17 protein-coding genes and 1 tRNA gene are annotated in these 16,991 nt (G+C 37.2%); 10 read left to right on the forward strand and 8 right to left on the reverse strand.

The annotated features are described in order from the left end of the window. Positions 1–2: 2 nt before the first annotated feature. Genes Aso01_RS12730 through Aso01_RS12740 form a run of 3 tightly spaced genes read right to left on the reverse strand, consistent with a single transcriptional unit; the run spans position 3 to position 2,795 of the window. Entirely contained in the window at positions 3–671 is a 669-nt protein-coding gene (locus Aso01_RS12730; protein WP_004938329.1) for an iron-containing redox enzyme family protein, read from the reverse strand. An 11-nt stretch (positions 672–682) separates the two neighbouring features. After that, positions 683–2,134 (reverse strand): AMP-binding protein, encoded by a 1,452-nt coding sequence (locus Aso01_RS12735; protein WP_004938330.1) that lies wholly within the window; start codon positions 2,132–2,134, stop codon positions 683–685. Further along, positions 2,124–2,795 carry a thermostable hemolysin gene (locus Aso01_RS12740; RefSeq protein ID WP_004938333.1) on the reverse strand — a complete coding sequence of 224 codons (672 nt, stop codon included), beginning with the start codon at positions 2,793–2,795 and terminating at the stop codon, positions 2,124–2,126. Before Aso01_RS12740 ends, Aso01_RS12735 begins: the two co-directional genes overlap by 11 nt. Before the next feature lie 356 nt (positions 2,796–3,151). Here Aso01_RS12740 and Aso01_RS12745 point away from each other — a divergent pair, with 356 nt between their 5' ends. Beyond that, complete coding sequence (locus Aso01_RS12745) at positions 3,152–3,514, forward strand: cupin domain-containing protein (protein WP_004938336.1); 363 nt, start codon at positions 3,152–3,154, stop codon at positions 3,512–3,514. A 263-nt stretch (positions 3,515–3,777) separates the two neighbouring features. On the opposite strand, the gene Aso01_RS12750 is transcribed toward Aso01_RS12745, so the two are convergent. After that, the gene (locus Aso01_RS12750; protein ID WP_228127981.1) at positions 3,778–4,212 is read right to left on the reverse strand and encodes a hypothetical protein; all 435 of its coding nucleotides are present in this window, start codon (positions 4,210–4,212) and stop codon (positions 3,778–3,780) included. A 206-nt stretch (positions 4,213–4,418) separates the two neighbouring features. On the opposite strand from Aso01_RS12750, the gene Aso01_RS12755 reads away from it, so the two are divergent. From Aso01_RS12755 to Aso01_RS12795, 9 genes are all read left to right on the forward strand, one after another. Continuing rightward, the gene (locus tag Aso01_RS12755; RefSeq protein ID WP_004938341.1) at positions 4,419–4,730 is read left to right on the forward strand and encodes a hypothetical protein; all 312 of its coding nucleotides are present in this window, start codon (positions 4,419–4,421) and stop codon (positions 4,728–4,730) included. Beyond that, complete coding sequence (locus Aso01_RS12760) at positions 4,727–5,371, forward strand: hypothetical protein (RefSeq protein WP_004938344.1); 645 nt, start codon at positions 4,727–4,729, stop codon at positions 5,369–5,371. The genes Aso01_RS12755 and Aso01_RS12760 overlap by 4 nt, the downstream gene beginning before the upstream one ends. A gap of 161 nt (positions 5,372–5,532) precedes the next feature. Beyond that, positions 5,533–5,832 carry a hypothetical protein gene (locus Aso01_RS12765; RefSeq protein ID WP_370736355.1) on the forward strand — a complete coding sequence of 100 codons (300 nt, stop codon included), beginning with the start codon at positions 5,533–5,535 and terminating at the stop codon, positions 5,830–5,832. A gap of 15 nt (positions 5,833–5,847) precedes the next feature. After that, positions 5,848–6,225, forward strand: a complete 378-nt coding sequence (locus tag Aso01_RS12770; RefSeq protein WP_004938347.1) for a hypothetical protein — start codon at positions 5,848–5,850, stop codon at positions 6,223–6,225. Positions 6,226–6,827: 602 nt separating this feature from the next. Next, complete coding sequence (locus Aso01_RS12775; RefSeq protein ID WP_004938349.1) at positions 6,828–7,118, forward strand: hypothetical protein; 291 nt, start codon at positions 6,828–6,830, stop codon at positions 7,116–7,118. A 435-nt stretch (positions 7,119–7,553) separates the two neighbouring features. After that, positions 7,554–8,087: a fimbrial protein gene (locus Aso01_RS12780; protein WP_004938351.1), complete on the forward strand. Its 534-nt coding sequence runs from the start codon at positions 7,554–7,556 to the stop codon at positions 8,085–8,087. A gap of 85 nt (positions 8,088–8,172) precedes the next feature. Beyond that, positions 8,173–8,907, forward strand: a complete 735-nt coding sequence (locus tag Aso01_RS12785; protein WP_004938353.1) for a fimbrial biogenesis chaperone — start codon at positions 8,173–8,175, stop codon at positions 8,905–8,907. Positions 8,908–8,965: 58 nt separating this feature from the next. Continuing rightward, entirely contained in the window at positions 8,966–11,527 is a 2,562-nt protein-coding gene (locus tag Aso01_RS12790; RefSeq protein WP_004938354.1) for a fimbria/pilus outer membrane usher protein, read from the forward strand. Next, positions 11,524–12,540, forward strand: coding sequence for a fimbrial protein (locus tag Aso01_RS12795; protein ID WP_004938357.1), 1,017 nt, complete (start codon positions 11,524–11,526; stop codon positions 12,538–12,540). The genes Aso01_RS12790 and Aso01_RS12795 overlap by 4 nt, the downstream gene beginning before the upstream one ends. A 426-nt stretch (positions 12,541–12,966) precedes the next feature. On the opposite strand, the gene Aso01_RS12800 is transcribed toward Aso01_RS12795, so the two are convergent. The 4 genes from Aso01_RS12800 to Aso01_RS12815 all read right to left on the reverse strand — a co-directional run bounded on the left by Aso01_RS12800 (position 12,967) and on the right by Aso01_RS12815 (position 16,943). Continuing rightward, a tRNA-Val gene (locus tag Aso01_RS12800) sits at positions 12,967–13,043 on the reverse strand. A gap of 18 nt (positions 13,044–13,061) precedes the next feature. Beyond that, positions 13,062–15,062: a transglutaminase TgpA family protein gene (locus Aso01_RS12805; protein ID WP_004938358.1), complete on the reverse strand. Its 2,001-nt coding sequence runs from the start codon at positions 15,060–15,062 to the stop codon at positions 13,062–13,064. Position 15,063: 1 nt separating this feature from the next. Further along, on the reverse strand, positions 15,064–15,972 hold the full coding sequence (locus Aso01_RS12810; protein ID WP_228127982.1) for a DUF58 domain-containing protein: 909 nt from the start codon (positions 15,970–15,972) through the stop codon (positions 15,064–15,066). 8 nt (positions 15,973–15,980) lie between these two features. After that, the gene (locus Aso01_RS12815; protein ID WP_004938360.1) at positions 15,981–16,943 is read right to left on the reverse strand and encodes an AAA family ATPase; all 963 of its coding nucleotides are present in this window, start codon (positions 16,941–16,943) and stop codon (positions 15,981–15,983) included. Positions 16,944–16,991: the final 48 nt, after the last annotated feature.

Consider the following 16,991-nt stretch of genomic DNA (forward strand, 5'->3'; position numbering starts at 1 on the left):
TTTTATGCAGCAAATCGCAGACCGAGCGCTGGAACTTGCTCGTACATCTGGGTATATAACGAGAACACGACTTTTGAACAATGAATAATGTCTTGTTGATCTTTTTCGTCGGTCACACTGTTCATGAGTTTTTCAAAATTTTGCATGTGCGAAATATCCAGACTACCATGCGACTTTAAGTAGCTAAATGCTTTATTCGGTAAGTTTAAATGTTGCTGAATTTTCTCTGCTGCTTCGGTGGCCACTGACACACTAGTGCCTTCAAGCACATTAACCATGCCAAACAGCGCAATAGGGTTGACGCGTCTAACCTGATCAAATAAAAATGCCACCATCAATTCGATTGGCTGGCACGGGCGGCTATTTTTGACAATCTCTGGATCTACACCGCAAGCTTTGAGGTCATTTAAAATCCACTGCTCGTGTCCTGCTTCTTCTTCAATATATTCGCAAATGGCAGGTTGCAACCAAGATAGACGCTCTGGAAGTTGTGCGCCTGCGGCCATCATGAGGGGTACTGTAAAGCGCACATGATGATAGGCCTGGCTTAAAAATGCACAGTACTGTTCAAGTGACAAACGGCTATTTAACGCATCTTCAATCAGGGAGGTTGAAAAAAGTTTCTGTCTTTCCTGAGCGGTTGCATTTTGAAGTTGTTGAAAAAATTGCATAGTAGATTCCTTTAAGCAGAAAAAACATGTTGAAAACGACGTGCGATTTCATCGCGACGCAATCGGCCATTTGCAGTGGCAAGTTGATTGTTGGGACTAAAGGGTTCTGTAAGCCGAACCCAGTGTTTGACCTGAGCGTAATCAGGCAACTGATGATTGGCATGTTGAATAATCTGATCGATCTGTTCGTTGGTAATGGCTGTATTCACCGGCCATAGCAGCGCGTAGTTTTCTGGTAAAGCTTCGCCATAAACAAAAGCTTGCCCCACGACGCCCGTCTGGCTTAAAAGTGCTTCGACCCATTCAGGATTAACATTACGACCGAAACTGGTAATAAACTGATGTTTTTTACGACCACGAATGTATAAAAAGCCATCTTGGTCAAGATGTCCTAAATCACCTGTCGGCCAGTATGGGTCTGGCATTTGTGGATGATTCAGATAGCCAAGGCAGCGGTTATTGGCCACTAAAATTTCGCCGTCTTCAGCAATTTTGACCTGTACATGCGGTAAGGGTTTACCCACGCTCCCTGCACGATTCGCTTCTGGTGTATTTAACGCCACGACTGAAGCACACTCTGAAAGTCCGTAGCCTTGATAGACAGGTAATTGAAGTTTATTGGCTTTCTTGAGCAATTCTGGATTGACATGCCCACCGCCAACCGCAATAAACCGAAAGCATTCAGCACGAATGAGTTTGGTGGAAACGGCTTCGACCAGCAAAGCAAGAAACTGAGGAACTAAAATCAGACTCTGTGGCTGTGAACTTTGAATAAATTTTGCGAAAGTTTGTATATCAACACTACTTGCGCCGCGTAATCCTAGTTCGGCTGCTTTGGCCAACTGGATGCTGCCGCCACGCATTAAAATGGCATAGCAGCCGATATTTTCAAGTAACACCGCTAGCGGCATTAGGGCTAAATGTGTTTCAGGCTGAGATGAAGCAATCGCATGGCAGAGTGATTGCGCGACTGTTAGAATTTGTTCACTTCCTAAACACACAGCTTTGGGTTGACCCGTAGTGCCCGACGTAAAGGTTAATTTTTGAGTTGTTTCTGGTAAAGCAATGTGTAGAGGTGCTTTTAAACGCCAGTACCCCTGCTGTTTTTCATAGCTCGTATGACCCTCTAAAATAAAATCAGACTGAGTAATAATTAAATCGGCTTGAGAAATTTCAAGACAATATTGCAGTTGTGAATGGGTAAAAAATGGAGGCAATAATATGGTAGGAATATCAGCAAAAAGTAAAGCTAAATCCCAGAGTAATAAATCGACTGAGTTTTCTAAAAACAAAGCCACCATACGAGTTGACAGCTGTGTCAATTGTGTTTGTCTGGCTTGAATTTCCGACCAAAGCATTTTATAGGTGATCTCTTGATCCTGATCACGAAGTGCAACCACATTTGGAGCACTCAAGCTCAATTGCTGCAATCTGGATTTAAACTCGGTTAGTTTAGGCAACATGATCGATATCCTCACGAAGTGCTTCCAAACCCATTGCATTAAAGATGTTGAGCTGATTTAAATTAAACGCACATTGCATAACATCTGCTGCAAATACATGCGGATGATGGCTGTAATAACTTCCCCAGTGCTCATAACCATCTTCCAGTCGCTCGGGGTCGGCATCTCTTAAATCAAGTAAAGATAGACCCAACTTTTTGAAGCTGTTAATGAGATGGTGATGCCCTGTAAAACTCACCCATTTAAAATGATTCTGTGCCAGTATCCATGTGAGAAAGCCGATAATTAAACGCGAACTACCATGATGGATACCCGACAAATTCCCAACTTCAATTACCTGCTCACGCGTAAACACACGACCAGTTTTGTCATTGATCATTTGCTCGATTGGTTTATCTAAGTATTGCTCCAGAAAGAGTGTGTGAGTCGCAGCTAATCGAATTCCTACGACAGCTTGACAGTGCATATTGCAATCAAACACTGCCAAAAAGACTGGCATGAACTGATAAATTTCAGCTGCATAAATGGCACGAAAGCGATCTTGTACAAACAGTTCACACTGTGATCTGAGTGGATGAGCTTCGTCCACACAAAACATATTGAGTTGTGCTTTTTTATCTTTCACTTCAATTGGAAAGTGTTCTTTAAATACTAGGCTCATTTGAATATTCCAAATATTCGATAAACTTAGTATCAAAATGAAAAATGAAGAGATTCTTAGGAAAACTTAAAAAATACTCAGTGTGATTATATTTTTTTGTAATTAAGCTAATTTTAAGATAAATAATATTTCATAAAAATTAAATACTTAAATAAAATATGATTTTAAAACCTTGTTAACGATTCATCATATTTTAATTAAAAATCATTATAAAATGAGAACGCATACCATTTAAAATTATCATCGTGATATTTTAGTTATGATAATATTAAACTAATTTTAATTGAATATTCAAAAATAATAATCAGACCGTATCAATTAGACGTATAATTTCAAAAATTTCTTTGGGGAACGTTATGTCATCTATTTATTTGGCAGGCTCTGGCCAAACTGTTGCTAATGTAAGTGTAGACTATCCGCGACCTGACCGTTTAGTCAGTGGCAATCCGAAGCGCCTAACCTATGCTCTTTATCAACATCCCGCAATGAACTGTGGTATCTGGGAATGTGAAGTTGGGTCATGGAATATTCAGTTCAGTCCGCATAAACAAGAATTTTTTAGCGTTATTCACGGAAAAGTACGCATTCATGATGCTCAATCAGAGCAATTTATCGAGGTTGCTGCCGGTGAAGCGGGCATTATTCCCCCAAACTTTCAGGGTCGTTTTGAAGTGGTAGAGCAAGTCAAAAAGTATTTCGTGATTGTGGATGTAAGTTAAAGATTTTTATTGAGTATTCATAATGAACTCCCTCTTATATGGGGGAGATTAAGAATTTTTAAATCTAAAATCAATAATAAGAGCACTACGTTGACATCGTAGAGGTCTAAAAGTTATTTAACTTTAAAATCCTCACTTAGATTTATTCAAAAATAATATCTGAGAATTCCTAACTCAACAGATTCAAAGTTCTGAATTATTGACAGAAATTAATACACCTTTACCTGTAGCTGTATTTTGAATAAATAAGTCAAAAGAGGATGTTATGGATTCATCAAATCGTTTTGCCTTGAAAAAAAATATTTGATGAGTTCAATGTGATAATTAAAAAAATCCTCTCTACTTAAGAACTGATCAGGTTTCTTAAGAGAGTTCACAAATAGTTGATAAATGGGATCATTTGGACGACTGGCATATAGAGAAAAATGTGCATGCATGGGTTCAATTACTTCATATTCAATCAAATGTTCTTTAATTGAAACATGAACGATTTCGACTTTATTCAGCGTATAAATTGAAATAAAAGCTGTACCTGTAGCAGGCTGAGTTGTTTTATTATTCTGAAAGTAAAAACATCTGGCCTCTTGTGCCATTTGCAAAAAATCCCAACAGTTTTGCTTGGCATGCGCTTGTAAAATAACAAAGAAATAATGCATAAGCATCACATCACCAGATACGGTAATAGCGCCATATTCCAAGTATTTTATTTTCTTGTAATGATCGATATAGGTTTTAGGTGGAAGATTGGTTTCCGGAGCACACTCGATCGTTAAGCGTTAATCACTCGCTAAAAACATGTAATCTTGTACATTTATGGCAACAGTCAATGCCATTTTTATCGTTGAGTTTGCTAAAATTAGAGTTTGAATAATTATCACATAATAAACAATTCAAAGGCTTAAAAATGAGCGGAAAATTTGAAGTAAAGGCCGGTCAACATCAGTTCTTATCGGGCCAGCAAGTCGTTGCTGATATCCCATATATACCAACCTTTAATAAAGATGGTTATATTCTGGAGTTTGATGTCAGGCATAAGATTGATAACGAGCTTCTTGAGAAGGCACCAACTTACAGTTTAATTGACTCAAAAGGTACTGTACGTACGGGAGACGTTCCAAAAGACGGTATAATCCGGATAACCTCAGCCGATAGAGAAGAAAAATATACCTTGATGGTGCATAAATATGATGCTGAGTCTACGGAGCAGAACGAATGACGTATACAGCAAGATTAAAAGTCTTCTGCAATGATAAAAACATCTTATCTAACTTGAGATACAACTATAACAACACATCATCAAATTATACCCATGGAGGAAAATTAGATTCCAACGGGTGTACCAAAGTTTATCAATGCAATAAGCTTGATCTTATCTTTGTAGAGCTGACATTTAATAATCATAAACTTGCACGAATTCGAATACCAGCACTCGAAAATGGAGAGTTCAATCAATCGACATTTAAATTAAAATCAACAAGTGGAACAACAAAAAAGGCTGAGTCAAACAAAGTTCCTGTAAGAATTAAAAATGAACTCGAAATTGCCTTAGACAATTTAAACGGAACAGCAGTTTATTTTGGCAATAATTTTTTGATTCACGATGCCAATCTACATACTGCATACATGCGTGAAATTAAAAAAATGAGTAATGGTTATCTAGAAGCCGTTAAGCAGGGCAAGATAAGCGTTAAAGAGGCTGCACTTGAAGCAACAGAACTCAGCAATCAAATTTTAGATGCAACGCGTAAAAATAACTCAGCCTTTGGACTGGCCATCTCTCAAAAAGAAAAGGCTGCCGGAAAAACTCTAGAGCAAATTTTAGAATATTACGCAATGGAGATTAAAGATCCAAATTAATTCAAAGCACTTAGACCAAATTGTAGCGCAATAGACAAACACATTAAAAACTGCATACAGTCAACTTTGATAAATTATCTGAAGTGGATAGGAATAGGGTTTATTACTGTGTCCTCAAGGGATCGGGAAAATCAAATAAATCGTTTAATGGAAAAATCAAATTGATGCGTGCATCTGGTCGTGTTCTGGTTGTTGTCTTATTTGCTTATGCCGGTTATGAAATTTATAACGCAGACAATAAAGAAAAGGAAATATACAAACAAGGTGCCACATTGGGTGCGGGTATTGCTGGCGGTGCAGCGGGAGGAGCAATTGCAGGAGGGATCTGTGGGCCAGGTTCCCCTATTTGTTCGACAGTAGGTGTCATCATTGGCGGAGCAATTGGCGGAATCACAGCGTATCAACTGGTCGAGGTATTTGACGAAAAACTTGAAGCTTTTACAAAATGGACCTTATTTTAAGTCTTGGAATTAAATATGTTTAATGTATTAAAAAAAATTTTTAGAAAAAAAGAGAATAATATTGAAATAAAAGAAACAAAAATCATTAGATTCGAGTTCGATAATGAAAGAATGATTGCTGAATATGACACGATAGACACACGGAAAATTTATTACAGAGACTTAAAATCTATATTCATTATTTTCTATGATGAATACTTGCCTATTCCATTGTGGAATTTTGTATCTGATGAGTATTATATTAGCATTTCAAATGATTATGCTACTGACATACAAAGCCTTATTGATATTCTATCGAATCAGTTAGAAGGCTTTGATGAGCAATCTCATCAAGAAATCATAAATGCAATGGGTGCAACAAGTGGACTTTTTCACATATGGAGTAAAAGATAATAAAAAGTTGAATAGCATTTTAATTTTTTTTGAAATAACTTATTTTAATAAACCTAGATCTAATTGATAGGCTTTATCATCAAAAAAATATTTGTGGATGAGATTTCCTTAAAACACTAAAAATTATATATAAATATATAGTTGATTTAATTCAGTAAAATTATCTAACATAGCTATATATATGAACTTCATGATCAACTTCATAAAAATACTAAGTTTCATTTTTTATTTTACATAACATCTTACTTAAAAGTTGATAATGCATAATCACTTAGTACTATTGAACATCACTGCTCGAGTTTGAGATTTAGATTAGTAGATTAAACAATCGCTACATCCCCTTATTTTTTGAAGTCACTTTATTTTAAGACTTAATTTAATTTAAATTTAAGTGATCCAAATTGACTATTCTTATAAAAGTGTGACTTTATTATCGATTAAACAAATTAACCGTAAAACATTAACCAATTATTTAAATAAAAAATTAATGAGATTTTAGTCACATATTATTCAATTTTTTTTCTAAAATTAATTTTTATATTGTTTTTAAATAAAATTTACTGTATCTCTAATATTAACTATTTAATAAATAGGTATATAAAATGAAAAATAATATATTTAAATTTATGATCATAGTGGTAACTTCTATTTCACCACTATTGTGTCATGCAGATAACACAATAACATTTAAAGGAAATATTGTTGAAGACACATGCTCTACATCAAATATTGAAAAAGAGTGTACTCAAATCAATACTCTCAATATAACTATCGATACTCAATTTTTAAATCAAGACAATATTTTAAACTTGGCAGAACATACTGAAAAAATGGATACAAGTATTGAAACAATAACTGCTAATAAAAAAGTAGTAGTTCTAAGTTATCACTAAAATGATTAGTCTAGGTTTGTAGCTCTTGGTGAAGTGCTCAACACATGAATCATTAAAAATTGTTTGTAGTTCAATCAAAACGATAAATAATTCCACTTTTCTTGTGAAAAATGATAAATTTGTCACATTTTTTCAAAAAATAGATAATTTTTCTTGTATAATTTTAAAATATATCTTGTTTCTGTCATTTTTGTATGTAGTTTTCCTACATATTAATTAAAATCTAAATATTATTTCAAAACATATAGTTAGATCAAGGTTAAAATACTCAAGTTAAATCAAAAAGTATCAGTATTCTGCTTTCCACCTAAAATAGTGTGACATAGTTTGCATTTTGTTAAAAAAGTGTTATTATCATCGCATTACTTTTCAGAATTCTAACCTCTGGAAAAGTAAGAGATTAAACTTTTATCCAGACTTTTTTGAGAAAACACTATGAAAAAACTTGCCTTAATCGCTGCTCTTTCGGTTGTAGGGATTGCGAATGCTCAAGCGGCTGATGGTACAATTACAATTAATGGCTTAGTAACAGATAAAACTTGTAATATCGTAACACCTGCTGGTAAAGACTTTACAGTTACTCTTCCAACTGTTTCTAAACAAACTTTAGCAGCTGCCGGAAATGTTGCTGGTCGTACTCCTTTCCAAATCAAGTTAGCTAACTGTTCAGAAGGTAAAGTCGCAACTTATTTTGAACCTGGTGCAACTGTTGACTTTAATACTGGTCGTTTACTTAACCAAGATGCTACTGGCGCTAAAAACGTTAATGTTCAACTTTTAGGTAACAATAACCAAGTAATTCCAGTTCTTGCTGCTGGTGCAAACGGTGCTCAAGCTAACTCACAATGGGTTGACGTAGCTGCAGCAGGTAGCGCAGATCTTAACTATTATGCTGAATACTATGCAACTGGTGCTTCTACTGCTGGTAAAGTGAACACTTCTGTTCAATATACAATTATCTATCAATAATTGATGGTCGATAGGGTTTCTATATACGTATAGAAATCCTATTTTGAGTAGCAATTTACTAAACTTCATTGGCTGAGAATCTGAAATGAAATTGAACAATTATAATTTTTTGTTAGGTTTGACATTTGCTTCGGCGTTAGTTGTACCTGTCACTCATGCAGAAATTGTAATTCATGGTACTCGAGTAATTTATCCGTCAGATGCTCGTGAAGTGACGCTACAAGTTAGCAATAACGGTTCAAAACCATCACTGGTTCAGGCTTGGATTGACGAAGGTGATGCAAAAAGTACTCCTGACCAATCAAAAGTTCCTTTTATGATTGCTCCTCCAATTTCTCGTGTTGAAGCCACCAAAAGCCAGACTTTTCGTATTACGGCACTTCCCACTGCTTCTCAATTAAATCAAAAGCAAGAAACAGTTTTATGGTTGAACGTTTTGGATATTCCACCAAGACCGACATCAAAAAGTGCAGATACAATACCCGATAATTTTCTGCAATTAGCCATTCGTTCACGTATCAAGTTCTTTTATCGTCCTGCTTCGATTAAAGATGACGCGAATTTAGCAGCAGATAAACTTCAATGGGCTAAATCTGGCCAAAATTTAGTGGTGAAAAATCCTACACCTTTTCATATCACAATGACTTCTATTTTTCAGAAAGTTGGCGATAAAAAAGTTGATTTATTACCTGAAGGGCTAATGGTTAAGCCTTTCTCTGATGCATCCGTTCAGCTTAAGAATGGCAATGTTCAGGATATGAGTTTTATTAATGTGAATGACTACGGTGGTCGAGTAGAACACACAATAAAACTTCAATAATCAGATTTATATTTTTAACAAATTTAAGCACCTATTATGTGAGTAGGCGGACTTAGCTATGCCAAAAAAACGGCAAGAACCTTATAAATTATTAAAACGCCATATTTTTTATTATTTGGCTTCTGGCGTTGTTACAATGACAATGCCTGTATTCGTGCACGCTGAAGAAACAGCCGCTAGTGCTCCTGTCGAAGCTGAGTTTGATTCTGCTTTTTTAATTGGCGATGCCAAAAAAGTTGATATTTCTCGTTTTAAATATGGTAATCCCGTTTTACCTGGCGAATATAATGTTGACGTGTATGTAAATGGTCAATGGTTTGGTAAACGTCGAATGGTATTTAAAGCATTAGATTCGACACAACAAAATGCTATGACCTGCTTCACAGGAATGAATCTTCTAGAATATGGTGTAAAACAAGAGATTTTGTCTAAGCACGGTCCAGTTCAAAAAGAAAATAATACGTGTTACAAAATAGAAGATTGGGTAGAAAATGCATTTTATGAGTTTGATAATTCTCGCTTACGTGTAGATATCTCAATTCCTCAAGTTGCATTACAAAAAAATGCTCAAGGTTATGTCGATCCAAGTGTATGGGATCGCGGTATCAATGCTGGCTTTTTATCTTACAATGGTAGTGCTTATAAAACATTTACTAACTCTAACAATAGAAGTGAAACATCCAATGCCTTCATGGGGATTACAGCTGGACTAAATTTAGGTGGCTGGCAATTACGTCATAATGGTCAGTGGCAATGGCAAGATACTCCTGCTGAAAATCAGTCTAAATCAAGTTACGAAGAAACCAGCACCTATTTACAACGGGCATTTCCTAAATATCGTGGTGTTTTAACACTCGGTGATAGCTTTACTAACGGTGAAGTATTTGACTCTTATGGCTATCGTGGTATCGATTTTTCAAGTGATGATCGAATGTTACCAAATAGTATGTTGGGGTATGCTCCACGTATTCGTGGAAATGCCAAAACAAATGCAAAAGTGGAAGTTCGTCAACAAGGTCAGCTGATTTACCAAACAACTGTAGCACCAGGTAACTTTGAAATTAACGATCTATACCCTACTGGTTTTGGTGGAGAAATTGAGGTTACTGTTATTGAGGCAAATGGTGAAATACAAAAATTTGCCGTGCCTTATGCATCCGTTGTACAGATGCTACGCCCTGGTGTAAATCGTTATTCATTAACAATTGGTCAATTCCGTGATAATGATATTGATATCAATCCTTGGATAGTTCAAGGTAAATATCAACAAGGAATTAACAACTACTTAACTGGTTATACTGGAATTCAAGCTTCTGAAAACTATACAGCCTTATTGCTAGGTGCTGCTTTTGCAACCCCTATTGGTGCTGTTGCATTTGACGTTACCCACTCTGAAGCAGACTTCGAAAAACAAGCTTCTCAATCAGGTCAAAGTTTCCGTTTAAGTTATAGTAAGTTAATTTCTCCAACCAATACAAACTTAACACTTGCAGCTTATCGCTACTCAACAGAAAACTTCTATAAATTACGTGATGCTCTGCTGATTCGTGATTTAGAAGATAAAGGGATCAATACTTACGCTGCTGGTCGCCAACGCAGTGAATTCCAAATCACCTTAAACCAGGGTCTTCCTGAGGGTTGGGGTAACTTCTACATGGTAGGTTCATGGGTCGATTATTGGAACCGTAGTGAAACGACTAAACAATATCAAGTTGGTTATAGCAATAATTACCATGGTTTAACTTATGGCCTATCTGCAATTAACCGTCAAGTTGAATATGGTTCAAACACTCAATCGCGTGATACGCAGTACTTGATGACACTATCATTCCCAATGAATTTTAAAAGGAATTCAGTCAATGTCAACATTACTGCATCTGAAGATAGTCGTACAGTGGGTGCAAGTGGTACGGTGGGTGATCGCTTTAGCTATGGTGCTTCTATGTCGCATCAAGACTATACAAATCCATCGTTTAACGTAAATGGTCGTTATCGTACTAACTATGCAACTGTTGGTGGTTCTTATAGCGTAGCTGACTCTTATCAACAAGCGATGATGAGCTTAAGCGGTAGTGTTGTTGCACATTCAGAAGGTGTTTTGTTTGGCCCTGAACAAGGACAAACGATGGTACTTGTTCACGCACCTGAAGCAGCAGGAGCAAAAGTGAGTAATACGGTTGGTCTAAGTATCAATAAAGCGGGTTATGCTGTAGTGCCATATGTTACTCCTTATCGTCTTAATGACATTACGCTTGACCCTCAAGAAATGTCGAGCAAAGTAGAACTTGAAGAAACGAGTCAACGAATTGCACCGTTTGCTGGTGCAATTGCTAAAGTGGACTTTGCAACCAAAACGGGTTATGCAGTTTATATTAATACTAAAACTGTAGATGGCAACAGCTTACCGTTTGCAGCACAAGTCTTTAATCCAAAAGACGAAGCTGTGGGTATTGTTGCACAAGGTAGTATGATTTACTTACGTACTCCACAAGCTCAAGATCGCCTCTATGTAAAATGGGGTGATGAAAGCAATGAGCGTTGTTCGGTTGAGTATAATGTGAGTAACCAGTTGCAAAATAAGCAACAAAGCGTGGTAATGACTGAGGCTGTCTGCAAATGAAAAGAATATTATTAACGGGTGCTCTATTTACCGCTGGTCTTGGAGTGTATGGTGAAGCTAATGCATACTGTACACTTAGTTCTGGTTTTACAACTGTTGATATTTCAATGGCTGTTGGCCGAGTCGTAGTACGTCCAAGTGACGCGGTTGGTAAAGTTCTAACAAAAGCCACTTTTCCTATTAATTCAAATGGTTCAACAGTACGTTGTACTTCATATAGCGATACCATTACAGCTTCCTTGACTCAAAACTATCCTTTAAGTCCTCTAGGAAATAGTATTTATTCTACAAATATTCCTGGTATCGGTATCCGTTTATATCGTGAAGCTGAAAATGCGAGTAACTTTTCTGGATACTATCCATATACCCGTAATTTGACTCCTGGAACTACTTATAACCTTGCTCAAGGTTATTTTGTTGTTGAGATCGTAAAAACTGCTACTCAGACAGGTTCTGGTACTTTGGTTCCAGGTTTATATAGTCGTTATTACGTTAATGGCAATACGAATCGCCCTTTTTTAACAAGCACTGTGTATGGCAATGCAATTACTATTGCTTCATCTTCATGTGAAATCCAAGGTAATATCAATAAAGTTGTACAGCTTCCTACAGTTACAAAGACTGGTTTCAAAGGTATTGGTTCAACTCAAGGTGAACAAACATTTGATATGAATATTCTATGTAATGGTGGTATTAATCCTACTGGTTACGAAGAGAAAAATCTGATTAGTTTAACTTATGACTATACTCAAGATGGAACAAATAATCAGGTTTTAACAAATACTGCCGCTGCTTCTGAGAAAGCAAATGGTGTAGGTGTTCAATTACTGTGGAACTATCAAAATAAAAATCAAGTTATTAAAAAAGGTGATAAATTAGCACTAGGTACTTTGTCTTCTAACCAAACACTTCAATATAACGTACCAATGACTGCTCGCTATTATCAAACAGCAACAAATGTGACTGCTGGCAAAGTTCGTGCAATGGCAACTGTAACGATCGAATATGATTAATCATATTTGATCGTTCCTTGTGAAGTAAAACTATAAAAATCAAGTGTAAATTTGACTTTATCAAAACTTTCTAAATTTTATATTAGTTAGGAATTATTATAAAAAAATGAGTATATTTAGTATTAATATAAATATGTTCATACGAGTAGTAAACTTAACTGATATTAATTTAATTCTTATAATTTATCTATTAAAGTATCAGCATATAGCACATTAAAATTTCTAGATGATGAACAATGAGCATCCAATTAGAAATGAGCATCCAATTAGAAATGAGCATCTAATTAGATTTGATGCTCTCTTCTTAGTTGAATTTATTGTTTATTTCTGCAATTTTGTTGTCATTTTAATCAAAATCACAAACGCCAGACAATAAAAAAAGGGCTTACAAGTCATTGAAATTGCTTGTAAACCCTTGTTTTATCTTGGTAGGCATATCCAGACTCGAACTGGAGACCTCTACGATGTCAACGTAGCGCTCTAACCAACTGAGCTATACGCCTAAGTGGTTGCAATAATATTCAGTTTCCCTTACGAACACAAGCTTTTTCTAACGACTTTAATTCAGATGCACACAGTTTAAGCAATTCTTTGAATTTTATATAATCTTTGTCTGAAAATTCACCCGAAAACTGAATTTTTTCATGTACAGCAATCGCATCATCAAAAGGTTTTGTATATTTTACATGCATAGAGAGTCGCTGAAACCATGATTTGAAGGTTTCACTTTTATTTTTTTGCAGTGATTTATGAATCTTATGGCTAAAGCCATTAATCAAGCGCTCAAGTCTTGAGGGTTTAGGTCGATAAAAATAACCATGGCCCCACACAAAAATGATGACAACCACAGCAATCAAACTCAACATCATCAACATAGCTTTGGTACTGGAAAAAATCCCCAAACCTGCCAAAAAATTCTGCTGACGATTTACATCATAGCCCACTACTTTACTTTGCCATTGATAGTGAAAATAATCGCGCCAGATGATGAGTGTTTTTAAAAAATTAAAATTGTGTCTTGCCCATCCACTTTGCGCCTGATTACCCCAGACATTTTGGTTGCCCTCAAGATAGCGTTGCATACCTTCATCGATTCGAGCTGGTGCAATCACGGCAGTCGGGTCGATGCGTTGCCATGTATCATTTAAATAAACTTCGGTCCATGCATGAGCGTCAAGCTGGCGAACTTCCCAACTTTTTGCATCGGGTGCGAGCTGTCCGCCTTGATACCCCACCACTATTCTTGCCGGAATACCTGCATAGCGCATCAACAGTACAAAACTCGATGCATAATGCTCACAAAATCCTTCTTTGCGCTCAAAAAGAAACTGATCCATTCGATTACCGCTCAGTACGCCAGGCGATAAGGTGTAAACAAAACCTTGTGTTTGATACCAGTGTAGTACGCGCTCAATATAAAGAATTGGGCTCGAATTACTTTGCTGCCAGAGCTGTTGTGCAAGTGCAAAAGTCTGCGGTGCAAGCTGTTGGGGTGCATCTAGTGCTTGTCTTAATTGTATCGCTCGTGCAGTAGTATTGATCTGTGTTTGCATCCAATACAATTCGATAGGTACAGTGCCTGATGGTCTTCGAATTTGTTTAATACTGCCATCAGCATACTGCTGATAATTTGGATCGCGCACGCCTGATTGATCTAATCCCATGATCCATGACTGATTCGGCAAGGCCGATAAATATTGATAGCGAACTACCTGATGAGGGGATATTTCGTTACGTATTGGAAGCTGATTAACCGTATGGCTCGTCCAGACAGTACCATCATACTGATCTAGCACCATCGCACGCCAATAACGCTGTTGCTGTGGGGGCAATTGCGTAAGATCACCCATAATACGAAAAGCCAAGGCGGTCGATTGAGACAATTCTGCAATGTCACCCGGCGACATCTGGTCACTCATTCCAGTCATGCCTTGGTGAGAGGTAAGCGGAACATGCCAAAGTGGTGGAAAGCGGGGAAAAAATATAAATAAAATCAGGAAAAACGGAGTTGCAATCAAAATGGTTCGTATTGTTAAAATCACATCATGCTTGATAGATGATCGCGTAGAGTTTGTCTCTACAAAACCATGAATTTGAATGCGATATAATCCAATTAAACAAAATATCAGCCCAACCAAAACGCCAATGAGCATCAAGGCTGACTGACTATGTAGAAATAAACTGGCACAGACAAAGAGACCAAAATTAAATACAACCAATAAGTCTCGGGTACTTTTGCTTTCGATACATTTGGCATATAAGCAAGTCGTGAGTAATGCTACGCCCGCCTCGACACCCAAAAAGGTTTTAAAAGATAAATAAATCAGACCAAGGGCCGTACACACCAGTGCAACCAAAAATAATTTAGAAATAGGCTTTAGCGCAGCATAAAAATATCGCCATACGATTACCAGCAACATAATGAGCCAAATCAAAGACACCGACGCCGGCATATAAGCAAATTGAGCCACAAGCACCATGATCGTGAGTGGTAATACAGCAAAATAAAGTTGCTTATCCATATCAGGCCTGCGCCAGTAATTTTCGGGCCTGAATCGAGTGCTTAGCTCCCATGGATGGCTTTAAATGAGTTTGAGGTAAAATCAGTGAAAAAGAGCGATCAGCTTGCTCGCTCTTTTCAATCAAATGCATCATCCAGCTTAGTTTTTGTTCATGTTCGTGACCAGGGAGCGCGCTGTAATCAATCACCAGCTGATTGTGCTCAATGTGTGGTTCAAATTGTTTGGTTAGCCATCCCTGCCCACGTGCAAGATGCTTCCATGAAACATGCTGTAGCGTATCTCCTTCTCGATAAGCTTGCAGTTCACGAAAGTCATCCAAATCATGTTGCTGCTTAAGCTGCACATACTTGTCTTCCATCTCGATGCTGATACTTGCGGGTGCAATCCATATTTTTTGTGTCACCTGTAAATACGTCCAAGCTTGTACAATTCCAAACGGATAACTCGACATAATTTTTATCCGAGGCAATTCAAACGCACCTCGTGTGGTGGGTGTAAACTCCAATGCGATATTGCCACTCATTTCGTTGAGTAGTATACGTTGCTGAGATTCAGGCAAATGAATCATTAAGTATCTGATCGCGTGATTTGACTGTTTAAACTGAAGCTGGATTTGCAATACATGATTGACCTGTCCAACTTCAGGACAAAAAATTTCTAGTTTGAGTTGATGGAGTTGTTTAAAGCTAAGATACACACTCAGGCACAGCAATGACGTAATTAAAAAGCAAAATCCCAAAATCAGATTATTGGCATAATTAATCCCGGCAATAAATGTAATGACAATTAATAACAGAAACAAAATGCCTTGTGGATGCAAAAAAATCAAAATATCACGTTGCTTCAAGATGGTGCTTTGTTCCATCCGAAAACGTTTTTTTAACCATCGCTGCCAGAGTGTCCGCATCATCCAAACTCCTAATCATTGACCTCCACCTGGTCCAAAAGTAGGTGAGCATCCTGCTCAGTCATTTTCATACGGTGTGCAGCCACCGCTGGAAACACTGTTTGTATATCGTCTGTAATGACATATTCACGACCTTCCACAAATGCCAATGCCTGAGCAGCCATTTTAATTGCGAGTAAAGCGCGTGTTGAAAGACCATGTGATTGCAAGCGACTGTAAGAAGCCAAGTCTAATATGTAATTTAATACGACATCACTTAAATACACCTGCTGCACACACTGTTGCATCAACACAATATCGCCATGACTCAATACAGGTGTAATTTGCTCAAGTAGTGTCTGTCTTGAGGCATCGAGTAAGAGGCTTTTTTCTGCCGCACGTGACGGATATCCCAAGCTCAGTCGCATGAGGAAACGATCGAGCTGCGATTCAGGAAGTGCATAAGTCCCGCTCTGAAAAATTGGATTTTGTGTGGCAATCACCCAAAATGGCTCGGGGAGTTTATATGTCACACTATCTAAGGTCACTACGCCCTCTTCCATCGCTTGCAACAGCGCACTTTGCGTTCTGGGGCTACAACGATTGATTTCATCGGCCAGTAAAATCTGGGTAAAAATAGGGCCATGCTTAAACTCAAAATTAGATTCTTTTTGATTAAACATATTCATACCAATCACATCACTGGCCAGCATATCGTTGGTAAATTGAATCCGATTAAAGTGCAACCCCGCAAGCTTAGCCAAAGCACTGGCCAAAGTTGTTTTACCTAATCCCGGTAAATCTTCAAATAGCACATGCCCATTGGCCAGCAAACAGACCAAGGACAGCTTGGTTTGAGCCGGTTTATCTAAAATGATCTGATTAATCTGATTTAAAAAAAGCTGAATGCTTGGCTTGTAATGTTCAATATGATGTTGAAGAGATGAATGTTCTTTGAAATATGTCGATGATTCTAATTGTTGTTTTTTCCACATTGAAATGGCTCATAAAAAAACGGCATATGCTCAAACATACACCGTTTT

It is taken from the genome of Acinetobacter soli (assembly GCF_000760595.1).
In the GTDB taxonomy this organism is placed as follows: domain Bacteria; phylum Pseudomonadota; class Gammaproteobacteria; order Pseudomonadales; family Moraxellaceae; genus Acinetobacter; species Acinetobacter soli.